At 64.8% G+C, this 16,146-nt stretch carries 14 protein-coding genes; 6 read left to right on the forward strand and 8 right to left on the reverse strand.

What is annotated here, in order from left to right; translation table 11 throughout:
• The first annotated feature begins 76 nt into the window (after nucleotides 1–76).
• The 3 genes from ychF (at nucleotide 77) to ACE3TY_RS18960 (ending at nucleotide 3,905) form a co-directional block, all read left to right on the forward strand.
• The gene (gene ychF, locus ACE3TY_RS18950; RefSeq protein WP_374655897.1) at nucleotides 77–1,180 is read left to right on the forward strand and encodes a redox-regulated ATPase YchF; all 1,104 of its coding nucleotides are present in this window, start codon (nucleotides 77–79) and stop codon (nucleotides 1,178–1,180) included.
• Nucleotides 1,181–1,390: 210 nt separating this feature from the next.
• A complete protein-coding gene (locus ACE3TY_RS18955) occupies nucleotides 1,391–2,353 on the forward strand; it encodes a DMT family transporter (protein ID WP_374655899.1) in 963 nt (320 codons plus the stop codon).
• A gap of 151 nt (nucleotides 2,354–2,504) precedes the next feature.
• A complete protein-coding gene (locus ACE3TY_RS18960) occupies nucleotides 2,505–3,905 on the forward strand; it encodes a calcium-binding protein (protein ID WP_374655901.1) in 1,401 nt (466 codons plus the stop codon).
• 114 nt (nucleotides 3,906–4,019) lie between these two features.
• Here the strand turns inward: ACE3TY_RS18960 and gshB are convergent, their stop codons facing one another.
• The 5 genes from gshB to rsmI all read right to left on the reverse strand — a co-directional run bounded on the left by gshB (nucleotide 4,020) and on the right by rsmI (nucleotide 8,073).
• Nucleotides 4,020–4,958, reverse strand: coding sequence for a glutathione synthase (gene gshB, locus ACE3TY_RS18965; RefSeq protein ID WP_374655903.1), 939 nt, complete (start codon nucleotides 4,956–4,958; stop codon nucleotides 4,020–4,022).
• Nucleotides 4,959–5,025: 67 nt separating this feature from the next.
• Nucleotides 5,026–5,886 carry a SirB1 family protein gene (locus ACE3TY_RS18970; protein WP_374655905.1) on the reverse strand — a complete coding sequence of 287 codons (861 nt, stop codon included), beginning with the start codon at nucleotides 5,884–5,886 and terminating at the stop codon, nucleotides 5,026–5,028.
• Nucleotides 5,887–5,907: 21 nt separating this feature from the next.
• Nucleotides 5,908–6,723 carry a BON domain-containing protein gene (locus tag ACE3TY_RS18975; protein WP_374655907.1) on the reverse strand — a complete coding sequence of 272 codons (816 nt, stop codon included), beginning with the start codon at nucleotides 6,721–6,723 and terminating at the stop codon, nucleotides 5,908–5,910.
• Between the two features lie 70 nt (nucleotides 6,724–6,793).
• Nucleotides 6,794–7,189 carry a YraN family protein gene (locus ACE3TY_RS18980; protein WP_374655909.1) on the reverse strand — a complete coding sequence of 132 codons (396 nt, stop codon included), beginning with the start codon at nucleotides 7,187–7,189 and terminating at the stop codon, nucleotides 6,794–6,796.
• Nucleotides 7,186–8,073 (reverse strand): 16S rRNA (cytidine(1402)-2'-O)-methyltransferase, encoded by an 888-nt coding sequence (gene rsmI / locus ACE3TY_RS18985; RefSeq protein WP_374655911.1) that lies wholly within the window; start codon nucleotides 8,071–8,073, stop codon nucleotides 7,186–7,188. The genes ACE3TY_RS18980 and rsmI overlap by 4 nt, the downstream gene beginning before the upstream one ends.
• Nucleotides 8,074–8,105: 32 nt before the next feature.
• Between rsmI and ACE3TY_RS18990 the strand changes: the two genes are divergently transcribed.
• The 3 genes from ACE3TY_RS18990 (at nucleotide 8,106) to ACE3TY_RS19000 (ending at nucleotide 12,462) form a co-directional block, all read left to right on the forward strand.
• A complete protein-coding gene (locus ACE3TY_RS18990; RefSeq protein WP_374655913.1) occupies nucleotides 8,106–9,332 on the forward strand; it encodes a penicillin-binding protein activator in 1,227 nt (408 codons plus the stop codon).
• Nucleotides 9,333–9,487: 155 nt separating this feature from the next.
• Nucleotides 9,488–11,164 carry a methyl-accepting chemotaxis protein gene (locus tag ACE3TY_RS18995; protein ID WP_374655915.1) on the forward strand — a complete coding sequence of 559 codons (1,677 nt, stop codon included), beginning with the start codon at nucleotides 9,488–9,490 and terminating at the stop codon, nucleotides 11,162–11,164.
• Nucleotides 11,165–11,406: 242 nt separating this feature from the next.
• Nucleotides 11,407–12,462 (forward strand): ATP-grasp fold amidoligase family protein, encoded by a 1,056-nt coding sequence (locus ACE3TY_RS19000; protein ID WP_374655917.1) that lies wholly within the window; start codon nucleotides 11,407–11,409, stop codon nucleotides 12,460–12,462.
• Here ACE3TY_RS19000 and hemW read toward each other — a convergent pair.
• The 3 genes from hemW to ACE3TY_RS19015 all read right to left on the reverse strand — a co-directional run bounded on the left by hemW (nucleotide 12,352) and on the right by ACE3TY_RS19015 (nucleotide 16,057).
• Entirely contained in the window at nucleotides 12,352–13,512 is a 1,161-nt protein-coding gene (hemW, locus tag ACE3TY_RS19005; protein ID WP_374655919.1) for a radical SAM family heme chaperone HemW, read from the reverse strand. The genes ACE3TY_RS19000 and hemW overlap by 111 nt on opposite strands.
• Nucleotides 13,509–13,835 (reverse strand): endonuclease domain-containing protein, encoded by a 327-nt coding sequence (locus tag ACE3TY_RS19010; protein ID WP_374655921.1) that lies wholly within the window; start codon nucleotides 13,833–13,835, stop codon nucleotides 13,509–13,511. Before ACE3TY_RS19010 ends, hemW begins: the two co-directional genes overlap by 4 nt.
• Before the next feature lie 161 nt (nucleotides 13,836–13,996).
• The gene (locus tag ACE3TY_RS19015) at nucleotides 13,997–16,057 is read right to left on the reverse strand and encodes an ASKHA domain-containing protein (RefSeq protein ID WP_374655923.1); all 2,061 of its coding nucleotides are present in this window, start codon (nucleotides 16,055–16,057) and stop codon (nucleotides 13,997–13,999) included.
• Between the last annotated feature and the right edge of the window lie 89 nt (nucleotides 16,058–16,146).

Raw genomic sequence — 16,146 nt, forward strand, 5'->3', positions numbered from 1 at the left:
GGAGAGGGTTCAAGAGGTGCCTCAGGGCAAAGTTTGGGGGGGGGGCAGATTGGGCTAAACAGAAGGTATCAGTTCCATGGGTTTCAATTGCGGTATCGTCGGCCTGCCCAATGTCGGCAAATCGACTCTGTTCAACGCGCTGACCGCGACCGCCGCGGCGCAGGCGGCCAATTATCCGTTCTGCACGATCGAGCCCAATGTGGGCCGGGTCTCGGTGCCGGACGAGCGGCTGGAAAAATGCGCGGTGATTGCCAAATCCGGCAAGCTCATCCCGACCCAGCTGGAATTCGTCGACATCGCCGGCCTGGTGCGCGGCGCCAGCAAGGGCGAGGGTCTGGGCAACAAGTTCCTCGCCAACATCCGCGAGGTCGACGCCATCGTCCATGTGCTGCGCTGCTTCGAGGGCGAAGTCACCCATGTCGAAGGCTCGGTCGATCCGATCCGCGATGCCGAGACGGTCGAGACTGAATTGATGCTGGCCGATCTGGAAAGCGTCGAGAAGCGTCTCGATGCCGCCAGCAAGAAGGCCAAGAGCGGCGACAAGGAAGCCAAGGCGCTGGTCGATATCCTGGCCCCCGCCGTCGAAGCCCTGCGCGAGGGCAGGCCCGCGCGCACCGTGCTCAAGGATCTCTCGCCCGAACAGAAGATCCAGTTCCGCCAGCTGCAGCTGATGACCGGCAAGCCCGTCCTCTATGTCTGCAACGTCGAGGAAAGCGCCGCCGCCACCGGCAATGCCTGGTCGGCAAAGGTCGCCGAAATGGCCAAGGCGCAGGGTGCCGCCACCGTGGTCATCTCCGCCGCCATCGAGGCGGAAGTGGCGCAGCTGACCGACGAAGCCGAGAAGCAGGAGTTCCTCTCGACGCTCGGCCTCGAGGAAACCGGCCTCGCGCGCGTCATCCGTGCCGGCTACAAGCTCCTCGACCTCATCACCTTCTTCACCATCGGGCCGAAGGAGGCGCGTGCCTGGACCGTGCGCCATGGCGCCAAGGCACCGGAGGCGGCCGGCGTCATCCACACCGATTTCGAACGCGGCTTCATTCGCGCCGAAACCATGTCCTGCGACGATTTCATCGCTTATGGCGGTGAAGCGGGCGTCAGGGAAGCCGGCAAGTTCCGCCAGGAAGGCAAGGAATATGTCGTGGAGGACGGCGACATCTTCAATTTCCGCTTCAACGTCTAGCACGTCGGCAGGCCCGGCCAATTCCCGCGGTGCCCCGTTTCCGCCTCGATCGGCGGGGTGCGGGCGGCGCCTGGCTAGCCAGCCCGCATCGGCGGCATCGCTTTGCAGACCTGACCATAGCCATGGGCGCTGTTTCGGGCGGGATGGCGCTTTGGCCTGGCCATCGCTATGGTGGGGGCCGCCTCCGTCGCCCATGATTTCAGTCCCTTCATGAACGTCCCAGCCAAAGCCCATTCGCCCCACGCGGCCGATCGCCCGATCTTCGCTATCTTGTTGATGAATCTGGCCGTCCTCATTTTCACGTCAATGGACGGCTTGGTTAAGCACGTCTCGGAGATCTATCCGACCGGCCAGATTGTCTTCGTGCGCAACCTCTTCGCCTTCCTGCCGCTCATCGGTTACATGCTGGTGGTGGAGAAGCGCCTGCAGTTGCGCACCGCCCGGCCCTGGGGCCATGTCTGGCGGGGTGCCGCTGGCGTCTCCGCCATGTTCTGCTACTTCCTTTCCTACAGGCTCCTGCCACTGTCGGACGCGATCGCGCTGGGTCTGTCGGGCCCGATCTTCCTCACCATCCTCTCGGTGCCGCTGCTGGGTGAAAAAGTCGGCTGGCGGCGCTGGAGTGCCGTCACCGTGGGCTTCATCGGCGTGCTGATCATGACGCGGCCGGGTTCCGGCATATTCGACGTGGCGGCCCTGGTGCCGCTGCTGGCCTCGGTCTTCTATGCGCTGGCGATGATTTCCATCCGCCGCCTTGCTGCGACCGAGCCGCCGACCACCATCGTCTTCCATTTTACCTTGTTCGCGACCGTCGCCGCGCTCTTCACCCTGCCGCTGGGCGCACTGGATGCCGGTCTTGCCTGGCGCTGGCCGCAATCGCTTGACGAACTCTGGCCCCTCATTCTCATCGGCATCATGGGGGGTGCGGCGCAGATCGCCCTCACCACCGCGTTCCGCCGCGCTTCGGTTTCGGTGGTGGCGCCGTTCGATTACATGGCCCTGGTCTATGGCTTCCTGATCGGCTTCATCGTCTTCAGCGAACGGCCCGACCGCTATCTCATCGTCGGTGGCGCCGTCGTGGTGGCGAGTGGTATCTACATCATCCACCGCGAAACCGTGCTCGCGCGCCAGCGCCGGCGCAAGGCGTCGGTGCCCTCGCTGCCCGTCACCGAATAGGAACGCAGCCCACTTCCCGCGCGGCCAACACCATGATCGGCATGTTTCTGGAACTTTCCGAATAGAATCAGCGGCGACTTATTTTTCACGCGGAAAGGCCCGTTTTTCCTACACTTCCTGGCGTTTCAACCGTCTTGGGGAGATGTGGATCATGGCAATCATCAACGGCACCAATGCGCCCGAGGAACTCTACGGGACCGAAACGGCCGACACGATCAACGGCTGGGCGGCGGCCAATCTGCCGGGCGATTTCGGTCCCGCGGACGACAATGACACGATCTTCGGCTTTGCCGGAAATGACGTGCTGAACGGGGGCAGCGGCAATGATGCGCTGGTTGGCGATATCGGGCTCGATACGCTGTCCGGTGGCGCCGGCAATGATGGATTGTGGGGCGGCGACGAGAACGATTCCCTGCGCGGCGATGCCGGCGACGACCAGTTGAACGGCGATGCCGGCAACGACTATCTTTCCGGCGGCGGCGGCAATGATTTCATCTGGGGCGGCGCTGGTGTCGACACGTTGAAGGGCGAGGACGGCAACGACTATCTTTCGGCCGATGACGGCGACGATTTCGTCAATGGCGGCAATGGCGACGACGATGTGCGCGGCGGCGGCGGCAACGACACCGTTTCCGGTGGCGAGGGCAACGACATCGTCATCGGCGAGGACGGCAACGACAAGCTCCATGGCAACGATGGCGACGATCGCCTATGGGGCGGCTTGGGCGACGACAAGCTCGATGGCGATGCCGGCGATGACGAACTCAATGGCGAGTTCGGCAACGATACCTTGGATGGCGGCGCCGGCAACGACATCTTGTTCGGCGAGGACGGGGCCGACAATCTCAGCGGCGGCGCCGGCAACGACCAGCTTGTCGGCGGCGCCGGCACCGACACGATCGCGGGCGGCGTCGGCGACGACTTCGCCTGGGGCGGCGACGGCACCGACAGGATCATGGGCGATGCCGGCAACGATTGGCTGGAAGGCAATGACGGCCATGATTCGCTCTACGGCGGCGTCGGCGACGACACGCTGCTGGGCGGTACGGGGAATGACAGCCTGACCGGCGAGGACGGTGCCGACCAGATGGTGGGCGATGCCGGCAACGATTCGCTCTATGGCGGCAATGACGGCGACATCCTGTGGGGTTCGGATGGCGAGGATCGCCTGTTCGGCGATGCCGGCGACGACAATCTCATCGGCGGTGCCGGCAACGATACGCTGACCGGCGGCACGGGCGCCGACACCTTCACTTTCGGCCTTGAAGCAGGGATCGACACGATCAAGGATTTCAGCGTCGCCGATGACGGCATCGCCTTCGACCGCGCCGCCTTCGGCATTGCCGAGGATGCGGCGATCGAGGATTACCTGCTCTTCTCCGCGAGCAGGACGCTGCCCACGGCGCCCAATGCCGGTCATGGCTACTTCCTGGTTTCGACCGGTGCCGTCTGGTGGGACGCGGATGGCAGCGGATCGGAGAGCGCCGTGGCACTCACGCGCTTTGGCGTGGAGACGCCTGGGCTGAACGCTGCGAATTTCGAGTTTGCATGACGAAGCCCTCCTCCCCCCACCCGTCGGCGAATGCCGACATGCGTCGGCGGCGGGGCGAGGGGCGCGCTGACAGCCCGGCTGGGAACGCTCTAGGGTTGGGGTGAGGGGGCTATCTCAGAGCCTGGCTTCGATCGCGTCCCAGATCCGGTCTTCGAGGCAGACGCCGTCGAAGCGGTTGATCTGCTGCAGGCCCGTGGGCGAGGTGACGTTGATTTCGGTAAGATAGCTGCCGATCACATCGATGCCGACGAAGATGAGGCCGCGTTTTTTCAGTTCCGGGCCGATGATCTCGCAGATTTCGAGGTCGCGCCTGCTCAATTCCGACTTAACCGCCTGGCCCCCGACATGCATGTTGGAGCGCGCCTCGCCCGCCGCCGGCACGCGATTGATGGCGCCCACGGCCTTGCCGTCGATGAGGATGATGCGCTTGTCGCCCTGGCGCACGGCCGGCTCGTAGCGCTGGATCTGGATCGGCTCGCGGTAGAATTGCGTGAACATCTCCAGCAGCGAGGCCAGATTCTCGTCATCCGGTTTCACGTGAAACACACCGGCGCCGCCATTGCCGAACAGGGGTTTGACGATGATGTCCTTATGCTCGTTACGGAAGGCCATGATCTCGTAGCGGTCGCTGGTGATGAGCGTCGGCGGCATCACATTCCTGAATTCGGTAACCGACAGCTTTTCCGGCGCATTGCGGACATGGCTGGGGTCGTTGACCACCAGCGTGTCGGGATGGATCCGCTCCAGGATATGCGTCGCCGTGATATAGGCCATGTCGAAGGGTGGATCCTGCCGCATCAGGATGACATCGAGCTTGGAGAGGTCCAGGACCTCCTCGGCGCCCAGTGTCGCATGGTTGCCGCGTTCGCGCCGGAACGTGACGGGCCGCGCCCGCGCGGTCACCTTGCCGTCTCGCCAGGATAGTTGGCGCGGATGGTAATGATAAAGATGATGGCCGCGGGCTTGTGCCGCAAGGCCCAGCACGAAGGAAGAATCGCCGTCGATATCGATGGTTTCGACGGGATCCATCTGAATGGCAACCGCAAGGGACATGTGGGCAATCTCTCGAATGATGTTCGGGCAGGAGTTTAGCGGGCGATGGCGCTGACGCAAGCCATCGCTATTGCAGGCGCTGATCGATATCCTGCAGCAGGCGCGCCACCTGGTGGCGCTGCGCGTCATTGTCGGCGAGATCGAGGAAGCGCGACAAAGCCAGCTTGGCCGCCAGCAGATTGCCGAGCCGCGAATGGATGAGGCCGGCTTCGCGCCAGAAGGGGGCGGCACCGGGCGCCACCAGCAGCATGCGTTCGACCACCGCGGCCGCCCGCGGCAGGTTGCCCTCCTGGATGAGACGAACCTTGATGTTGTTCTCTAGCCGCAGCAGGATATCGCGGTTGCCGATGGCGGCATAATGGCTGGGCTGCAATTCCGCCGCATCGCCGAGCGTGGTCTTCAGGCGCTGCCGAAGATCGCCGGTTTCCAGCACCTGCCCGCCATCGAACGGATCGAGGATCGCCGCCTTGCCGTCGTGAAACAGGCGGATGACGAAATGGCCGGGAAAGTTGACGCCTTCGACTGACCAGCCCTGGCTGCGCGCGGCGTGGATGTAGAGGATGGCGAGCGCCACGGGCAGGCCCTGGCGGCGGTCGATCACGCGCATCAGGTTGGCATTCTTGAGATCGTCGTAATTCACCCGGTCGCCGCGATAGGCGAATTCGCCGGCCATGATATCGGCCAGTATCCGGCAGCGCGCCGCCAGCCCCGCCTGCCCCGCCCCCTGCAAGGCCGGGAGGCCCGCCGCCTGCTTCATCGCATCGGCAATGGCGGCCAGATGTAGCTGATAGGAGAGGCGCGCGGTTTCCGGCCGCTCGCTTGCCGCCAGCGCCAGCGCTGCCTCGGCGAGGTCGATTTCGGCGTCGGATTGCCCCCCGATGCGGGTCAGATCGGCCTCGATCTCGGCGCTGGCGATCTTGTCTGGCATGGAATCCGGGCGTGGCTTGCGTTACGGCTGAGAAGCCGGAACGTTCTTCTGCGACGCCGGTTGCGTCGATTTCGGCAAGTCGCTGGAAGCGACGCTGACATCGGCCGCGGGCACCGCCGGCAAGGGCGCATCGCCGCCGGCAACGACCGGCGCATCCAGCGGTCCCGGCGCCGATTTTGGCTTCCGTGCGGGGATCGCGGGCAGTGGATCGGCCACCAGCCGCACCCGGCTCACCACCTCGCGCACATAGGCGATGTCGCGGGCATGGTCGATGACGCGCTGCCGCTCGGCCTCGTCCTGGGCGACGCCCATCAGGTAGACGGTGGAACGGATGCAGTCGATGGAGAAATTGTTGGCCCGGACCTGGCGGTCGGCCATCAGCTTCAGGCGCAGGCGGTTGATCAGCCAGGCATCCTCCGAATAATCGCCGAGATCCAAGCTGCGGCCGATCTTGATCTCGTTCATCACCTCGCGCACGCCGCTGGACTGCCACGCAATCTCGGTGGCGGCGACCCGGTCCTCCGGTTTCTGCACGAAGCCGGTCAGGAGCACGCGCCCTTCATGGACCTGCAAGCTCACCTTCTGGAACAGATACTGATCCTTGCGCAGCAGCCGCTCGTTGATGCTGACCCAGGTCAGATTGTCGTCGACGCCCGTGACCAGGCCGCGTTCCTGGGTGGCAAGGTTAATGGTCGTGGCGGCGACGCCCACCGCGGTCCCCACCGGCGAACAGCCCGCCAGTAAACAGGCGGCGATACCCCCGGCGGCCAGGCGCGGCGGAAGTCGTTCGATGAAACGCGCAACGGGCGGCTTGGCCGGGTTCATGGCGCGAATCATGCCCGAACTCCAGCGGAGGCTCAAGAGATGTCTTAACGATGACCTCTAACTATTTGCCAAATCTGGACGACTATGCCTCAGCCTGCCACGCGTCGATGAGATGGATCGGCCAGCCCAGCCTGCCGAAGGCGATAATGTCGCAGCGCAGATCTAGCCCGGCCAGCCCCGGCCGGGTCTTCAGGTAATGCCCCAATGCCCGGATCAGCCTTTGCCGTTGCGGTGCCAGCACCGCGCCCCTGGCCAGATCCCGGTCGCCCCGGGTCTTCACCTCGACCAGCGCCAGCACATTGCCTTTGCGCACCAGGATATCGATCTCGCCCAGTTTCGAGCGCCAGTTGCGCTCCAGGATCCGATAGCCCTTGAGGCGCAGATAGGCGACGGCGAGGCTTTCGGCGAAATGCCCGCGCTGGCGCGACTGCCGTCCGCGCCGGCGCCGGCCCAGCTGGCGCCCGCCCAGTTCGGTCATTGATGCCCCTGCTTGAGTTCCAGCGCCCGCTGATAGACCTGCCGCTTCGGAAGTCCCGTGGCGGCGGCCACGGCTTCGGCCGCCTCCTTGACCCGCATGGCGGTGAGCGCCTTCAGCAGCGCGGCGTCGAGATCTTCGGCGACGGTGCCGGAGGCGGGCAAGGGCGGGCCGACGACGAGGCAGATTTCGCCCTTCGGGGGGCCGGCGTCCCGGTAATGCGCCAGCAGCTCGGACAGGGTCCCGCGCCGCACCTCCTCGAACATCTTGGTGAGTTCCCGCGTCACCGCCGCCGGCCGGTCGCCCAGCACGGCCCCGAGATCTTCCAGCGCGGTCACCAGACGGGGCGCCGTTTCGAACAGGATGAGGCTGGCGCGCAAACCCGCTATTTCCTCCAGCTCGGCGCGCCGCGCGGCCGATTTGGCGGAGAGGAAGCCCAGAAACAGGAAGCGGTCGGTGGGCAGGCCGGACAGGATGAGCGCCATGACCGGCGCCGAGGGTCCCGGCAAGGCGGTGACGTCGAGCCCCAATGCCGCCGCCTCGCGCACCAACTTGAAGCCGGGGTCCGAAATGAGCGGCGTTCCGGCATCGGAAACCAGGGCGATCTTCTCGCCGCGCTGCAGCCGTTCGATCAACCTGGGGCGCATCTCGTCGGCATTGTGGTCGTGATAGGAGAGCAGCGGCTTCTTGATGCCCAGATGCCGCAGCAGGCGGATGGTGATGCGGCTGTCTTCGCACGCGATCGCGTCAGCCGCCTTGAGATAGTCGGCGGCACGCGGCGCCAGGTCGCCCAGATTGCCGATCGGCGTCGCCACCAGTCCCAATTCGCCCGCTTCCCGGCCTGACTTCGGTTTACTTGATGGGCCGCTATCGTTAGGCTTTGTCATCTGTTCTCAATTATTTGCCCGCCGGAGTGATCATGACGGAAGTATCGAAAACGCAGCGCCCCTTCTGTGCCTTGGCGGGTGCCGTCTTGTCGAGCTTCCTCTTGGCGGCGGGCCTCTCCGCATGCGCCCCCACCGTAGCGCCGCCGCCGCCGGTTAGCCAGCCGGCCCCGCCGCCAGTGGTGACGCCGCCCGTCGTCGCCCCCAGCACGCCGGTCGAGCCGGCCGATACCGATATCAGGGTGGGCCTGCTGCTGCCTCTGTCGGGGCCGCAGGCGAGCCTTGGCCGTTCCATGCTGCAGGCGGCCGAGATGGGCCTGTTCGATGTCGGGGGCGACGATTTCAAGCTGGTGGTACGCGACAGCGCCACATCCGGCGGACCGGCGGCGGCGGCACGCGAGGTTCTGTCCGACAAGGCGGACATCGTCCTGGGCCCGCTCTTCGGCGCCGAACTCAAGCAGGCGGCCGCCCCCGTCACCGCCGCCCGCGTACCGATGGTGAGCTTCAGCAACGATTCCTCCCAGGCGCAGTCGGGCGTCTACATACTGGGCGTCACGCCGGAGAGCCAGATCGCCCGTGTGGTCGGCTATGCCGCGCGTCAGGGGGTGAAGCGCTTCGCCATCATGACGCCCAATTCCACCTATGGCCGCCTGGTGCTGGCGACCTATCAGGAGCAGGTGGTGAAAGCCGGCGGCACGATCGCGCAGGTCACCTTCTACGATCCGAAATCGCCCGACCTCACCGTGCCGGTGCGCGAGATGGCCGACGCCTATAAGCGCAGCGGGTTCGACGCGCTGATGATTCCCGAAGGCGGCCAGAAGCTGCGCGCCTTCGCCGCCATGCTGCCGGCCTTCGAACTGCCGACGGGCCTGGTGCGCCTGCTGGGTACGTCGCAATGGCAGGATCCGTCCGTCGCCGCCGAACCGGCCCTGGTCGGCGGCTGGTTCGCGGCCCCGGCGCCGGAGCGCTTCCAGAGCTTCGCGCAGCGCTACGCCAGTCTTTACGGCAGCCAGCCCGACCCCCGCGCCGGTATCGTCTACGATGCCGTGACCCTGGCCGTGGCCCTCGCCCAATCCAAGGAAGGCGGCGATTTCTCGTCGGCCCGCATGACCGACCCCTCGGGCTTTGCCGGCGTCACCGGCGTGTTCCGCCTCAATGCCGATGGCAAGGCGGAGCGTGGCCTCGCCATCATGGAAGTTGCCCCGGGCACCTTCACCGTGAAGGATCCGGCCCCGGCGACCTTCGCGGCCGTCATCAACTGAGCCGGACGGCAATCAGGACGCCGCTCCTAGAACGCGCGCGAAAGCGCGCGATGCCGGTCACCTTTCGTTAGTTTTTGTGTGACATAAGCGAACCCAGGTTCGCTTCGCGGCCGCCCTTATGCCGCGTCGCCCCAAAAAAATGGAGGCTGTCACAGATGCTGAGCAAGATTTCCATCGCCGGGCGCATGACCGTCACCATCGCCGCCTTTCTCGTGCTGCTTTCCGCGGGCCTCATCGTTTCGGCCTATCTGCTGGTTTCCGACAAGATGGAGGAACAGGCGACGGCAGCACAGAAGACCAGCATGCGCGTGGCCTGGGATGTGCTGAAGCAGAGCGGCACCAGCTTCAGCGTCAAGGACGGCAAGCTCTATGCCGGCGACGTCCTGCTCAACGACAATTTCGCCCTGGTCGACCGGGTCAAGGAACTGGTCGGCGGCACGGCCACCATCTTCCAGGGCGATACGCGCGTCGCCACCAATGTGATGAAGCCGGACGGATCGGGCCGGGCCGTGGGCACGAAGCTGGCCAAGAACGCGGCCTATGATTCCGTGCTGGGCCAGGGCAAGCCCTATAACGGCACCGTCGACATTCTGGGCCAAACCTTCTTCACTGGCTACGACCCGATCAAGAACGATGCCGGCGAAACGATCGGCATCCTTTATGTCGGCGTGAAGAAGAGCGACTATTTCGAGCTGGTCGACAGCCTGCTCATGAATTTCGGCCTGGTGACCCTGATCGTGACCGTGCTGCTCGCGGTGCTCGGCTTCTGGGTGACGAGACGGCTGCTGCGCCCGCTGAGGCAGCTGCGCGAAGCCCTGACGGCGTTGGGCGCCGGCAATGCTTCCGTCGAGATCCTGCACACCGGGCGCCATGACGAAATCGGCGTGATGGCCCGCACCGTGGGCCTTTTCAAGGACGGCATGGCCGAACGCAGCCGCCTGCAGACCGCCCAGGAAACCGAACGCGCGGCGGCACAGGCCGACCGCGCCAGGGCGCTGCAGGGTGTGGCCGAGCAGTTCCGCCAGTCGGTGCTGGGCGTGGTCGACCGCGTCGCGGATGCCACCAACAATCTGAAGGGGGGCGCCGATGCCGTGGCGGTACAGGTCGGTAGCACGACCGGCGATGTCGGTACGGCCAACGACGCGGCCCAGCGCGTTGCCAGCAATGTCGAAGCGGTGGCCGCGGCCACGGAAGAGCTGACGGCCTCGATCGGCGACATCTCGCGCCAGGTTGCGGAAACCTCCGCCGCGGCGGAACGCGCCGTGGGCGAGGCCAACGAGACCAGCAGCACCATGCAGAACCTTGCCGATGCCGCCAACCGGATCGGCGAAGTGGTCCGGCTCATCAACGAGATCGCCAGCCAGACCAACCTCCTCGCGCTCAACGCGACGATCGAGGCGGCGCGCGCGGGCGAGGCCGGAAAGGGCTTTGCCGTCGTGGCGTCCGAGGTGAAGAACCTCGCCACCCAGACGGCCAAGGCGACCGAGGACATTCAGACCCAGATCCTGGACATCCAGGCGGAAACGACCAAGGCCGTCGGCGCCATCGGCGGCATCGCCACCACCATCCAGGAAATCAGCAGCAAGGCGCATGCGGTGACCGACGCGGTGGCCCAGCAGATGGATGCCACCAACGAAATCGCGCGCAATGTGCAGCAGGCCTCGTCGGAAACGGAAGTGGTGAGTCAGCGCATTTCGACCGCGGCGTCCGGCGCCACCCAATCCGGTTCCGCCGCGGCCAAGCTGCGCGAGGAGGCGGTGGCCCTGGCTGGCGATGTCGAGCAGCTCCGCAGCCTGTCGGGCGACTTCATCAACCGGATCGCCACGGTCTAGGCCGCCAAGGATCTGGATCCCCGCGATCTCACAGCCTCGTCACAAATCCGTAAGGGGATGCGTACGGCCGGAATAAACGGGCGGGTTTGGCCGTTTTTTCTTTCCAGCCGCTGGCATGGCTGGCAATAAAGCGCGCTCTTCACCGCATTTCAGCCGCTTCGCGCGTACGGATGTGTGATCTTCCTTGTATGCATCTTGTCGTTTGCCGTTACCGCCGGATTCAACCTAGAGTGAAATTATAGGTGCATCTCTGCGAGTGGGCGATCCATATGGCCGGCAAGGCGGGCGCGCTGTGGGAGCGCTATGCAACTGCAGTACACAGGCTGATCAGCCGGCAGTTGCCGAATCATCCGACGTTCAATTATTGCCTCGCCCTACCGCGTTTCTGCCATGGCAATCGCCGTCTGCCGCGCCGCATGGACGATCCGCGCGCGACGCTCAACGACATCATTTTCCATCGCATGATCCGCGACGATTGGTCTGCGCTGCAGCAATCCTGCGTTGATAAAGAATATGCCAAGACCTTGGCCATGGCCAGGGCGCCGGGGGTGAAGGCGGCCCGCACGGAGGCCATCTTCCATCTGCGGGATGGGACGCGCGTGGAAGAGGTCGCGGCATGGCTCACGCCCTATCTCGGCCGCAAGCTGGTCGTCAAGCCGACCCATAGTTACGGCAGCATCCTCTATCTCGACGAGGAGCTGGAACCCGCGCGCCTGGCGCGGTTCGTCCGCTATGCGAAGCGGAACTTCTTCCATGCCGCGCGCGAGACTCAGTATCGGCGGCTGGAGAAAAAGCTGATCGTCGAGGAAAATCTCGCACCGGACCAGCGCCTCAACGATTACAAATTCACCTGCGCCGATGGCCGCGTCCTCTATGGGCGAATGGATGTCGGCCGCTTCACGCCGGACCATCGCCGGGCGCTCTTCACCGTGCCGGACTTCGACATCATTCCGGTACGCTGCGGCGGACTCGATTTCCCGGAGCGTATTGTCCCGCCGCCGCATCTCTCGGAGATGATCGGGATTGCCGCCCAATTGTCGCGCGGCTTCGATTTCGTGCGCGTCGATCTCTACGACACGCCCGACGGCGTCTATTTCGGCGAGTTCACCTTCACGCCCAGCGCCGGCGCCTGCTCCTATTCGGACGAGCGGATCGCGATTGAAATGGCCCAGCGCCTGCGCGCCGCCTCAGCCGAGCAATTCGCCCAGAACGGCATCGAGCCGCTGGCGCCCGGCATCGGTGGCCACGAGCCGGCCGTCGCGGGTCTCGAGAAAACCTCCCTCGTGCAGGCGTCGTAGCCGCGCGGGATCCAGGCATGCGGCAAAGGGCCGGCCGGCCTCCGCCTCGAAGCGCGCCAGCGGAATCCCTTCGGCAAGGCGCAGTCCCATCATGGTGAGTTCGCCGATACGTGCCTCGATGGGCACGGTGTCGGACTGGCGCGTGGCGTGACCCTGCGCTGCCACCATCTCCAGCCAGCGTTCCGGCGCGCGGTGCTGGCGCGTGGCGAGCTTGCGCCCATCCAGGGTCAGCCGGCCATGGGCGCCGGGGCCAATGCCGACATAATCGCCATACCGCCAATAGGTCAGATTGTGGCGCGATTCCGATCCCGGTTTGGCATGATTGGATATTTCATAGGCCGCCAGCCCCGCCGCCCCCAGCATGTCTTGCGTCATTTCGAAGAGCTCGGCCTGCGCATCCTCATCCGGCAGGACGAAATCGCCGCGCGCGTGAGACTGCTCGAACATCGTGCCCGTTTCGATGGTGAGCTGGTAGAGCGAGATGTGATCGGCGGCGAAGGTCAGCGCGCGCGCCAACTCTTTTTCCCAAGCCCGCGGCGTCTGGCCGGGCCGCGCATAGATAAGGTCGAAGGTGAAACGGTCGAACGTGCCCGCAGCCAGATCGAGCGCCGCCAGGGCCTCGCGCTGATTGTGCTGGCGCCCCAGGAATTTGAGATCCGCCTCATCGAGCGCCTGGATGCCCAGCGACACGCGGTTGACGCCCGCCGCGCGGAAGCCGTTGAGCTTGGCCCCCTCGACCGACGTCGGATTGGCTTCGAGCGTGATTTCGACATCGTTGGCAACGCGCCAGGCCCTCGCCACCGCGTCGATCACCGCCTCGGTGGTGGCGGGGTCCATCAAGGACGGCGTGCCGCCGCCAAAGAAGATGCTGCTGACGGTACGCCCCGGCGTCAGCGCCGCATAATGCGCCAGCTCCTTGAGATAGGAGGCGCGCCAGGCTTCCTCCTCGATCCGCTCGCGGACATGCGAATTGAAATCGCAGTAGGGGCACTTGGCCTTGCAGAACGGCCAATGGATATAGATGCCGAAACCGCGGGGGTCTTCCGTCACGTCAAGGTCTCAAGAAGATCCATGAAAACGCCTTCCGGATTCGCCAGAATTTCATTGTTCCAGTAACGCTTCACGCGATAGCCATTCCTTATGAGCCATGTCGTCCTGATTTCGTCATTTGCCGACACGGCGTGCTGACCGCCATCTGCTTCGACGATCAGCTTTGCTTTCGAGCAATAGAAGTCGACGACATAGCTTCCCAAAGGGACTTGGCGACGAAATTTCCAGCCTTCAAGTCTTCTATCTCTTAGCAAGCTCCAAAGCCTCTTCTCCGCTTCGGTCGAATTGCGCCGCAGAATCTTTGCCAAAGCCGTCTTCGTCACGGCACTACCCCCTCACCCTAACCCTCTCCCGCGAGGGGAGAGGGAATGCGCCTTTGCCGGCATTACCGTATCCGTCAAAGAGATGAAAATCGAGCCGCGTGGCAAGAGCCCCTCTCCCCTCGCGGGAGAGGGGTTGGGGTGAGGGGGTGCGACTGAAGACCCTACCCCCGCCGGCGCCGGCGCCGTCCGCCGTCATCGCCTTCGGGCTGTGCAGCCGTTTTCGGTTCGGGGAGATTCACCGCCTTGGCGAGGTGCGGATAGGGTGCCGTCTTGTGCGGCAGCGCCATGGCTTCGATGAAATGTTCCTGGAACTTCGCCTCGACCGCCGTCTCGATCTTCTCGACCTGCTTCACCACGCGCGCGATCTCGTCGCGGGCCGCGCGGTTGAGCAGGGCGATGCGCGCACCCGTGCCGGCGGCATTGCCGGCGCTCGTCACCTTGGCAAGGTCGCAATCGGGGATCATGCCCAGCACCATGGCGTATTTCACGTCGATATGGCTGCCGAAGGCACCGGCCAGCGTGATGCGCTCGACCTTGTCGACGCCGAGCTTGTCCATGAGCAGCCTGGCACCGGCATAGAGCGCGGCCTTGGCGAGCTGGATGGCCCGGATATCGTTCTGCGTGATCTTCAATTGCGGCTGGCCGTCATGCAGCAGATAGAAGAAGGTGCGGCCGTCCGCCTGGATACGCTGGCTCTTCGCCGCCATGCTGCCGTCGACGACGCCGTCCTGCGTGAGAATCCCGGCCAGGAACATTTCCGCCAGCGCCTCGATGATGCCGGAACCGCACACGCCGGTAACGCCGAAGGCTTCCGTTTCCTTGGCGAAGTCCGGATGATCCGACCACAGGTCGCAGCCGATCACCTTGAAGCGCGGCTCCAGCGTGTTGCGGTCGATGCGTACGCGCTCAACCGCACCGGGAGCCGCGCGCTGGCCGCAGGAAATCTGCGCGCCTTCGAAAGCGGGGCCCGTGGGCGAGGAGGCCGCGAGCAGCTTGTGCTTGTTGCCGAGCACGATTTCCGCATTGGTGCCGACATCGACGATGAGCGTCATCTCCTCCGCCTCATAGGGCGTTTCGGAAAGAATGACGCCCGCCGTATCGGCGCCGACATGGCCGGCGATGCAGGGCAGCACATAGATGCGCGCGTTGGGGTGCACATGCAGGTCGATCTCGCTGGCCCAGATCTGCACCGGCCCATCGGTCGCCAGCGCAAACGGCGCCCAGCCAAGCTCGATCGGGTTAATGCCCAGCAGCAGATGATGCATGATCGGGTTGCCGACGAAGGTGCATTCCAGAATGTCGTTGACCGTGCAGCCGGCTTCCCTTGCCACCGCCTGGACGAGGTCGTTCAAGGCTTCCCGCACCGCCTTGGTCATGTCGGCATCGCCGCCCGGATTCATCATGACGTAGGAGACGCGGCTCATCAGATCCTCGCCGAAGCGGATCTGCGGGTTCATGAGGCCGGACGAGGCGACGACTTCGCCGGTCGCCAGGTCGCAGAGATGCCCGGCGATGGTGGTCGACCCCACATCGACGGCAAAGCCGTAGATCCTGTCCTGGAAGCCCGGCCAGACGGCGGTGATCTGCTTGCCCTGGTGAACGGCGACGGTCACTTTCCATTCGCCCTTGCGCAGCGCCTGCTGCAGCCCCTGGATGGCGCGCACGTCGCAATCGAGCCCTTCGAGGTCCCATTGCGCCTTCAGGGCCTTTTCGAGCCGCTGCAGATCGCCGGTGGGATCGTGCATGTCGGGTTCCTGCACCTCGACATAATGCAGCCGGATGACCGGATCGAGCGTGATGTCGCGCATCTCGGCGCGCTTACGGACCACCTGCTTATGGACCTGGCTGTCGGCCGGCACGTCGATGACCAGATCGCCCAGGAGCTGGGCCGAGCAGGAGAGGCGCCGCCCCGGCTTCATGCCGCGCTTGTCGGCATAACGCTGTTCGACACTGGAGAAATCGGAAAGATGATGCGCGTCGGACGTTACGCCGAGCTTGGCGAATTCGCCTTCCGACACCACGACCTGACAGCGCCCGCAGATGCCGCGCCCGCCGCAGACGGAATCGATATCGACGCCGAGCTGGCGCGCGGCGGTGAGGATCGGCGTCCCCCTGGCGAAGCGCCCGCGCTTGCCGGACGGCATGAAGACCAGCAAGGCTTCGTCATCGGATTCAGCGCCCTTGCCGCCATTCTCCAGATTAGCCGTGCCGACATCCGCCATGATGCAAGTTCCTGCGTTGATAGTATGGTCTTTTGCGGCCCAAAAATGCCAAACCCCATCCCTGGGTTCAAGGATGGGGAAGAGAAAGT

It is taken from the genome of Dongia sp. (genome assembly GCF_041918875.1).
GTDB lineage: Bacteria > Pseudomonadota > Alphaproteobacteria > Dongiales > Dongiaceae > Dongia.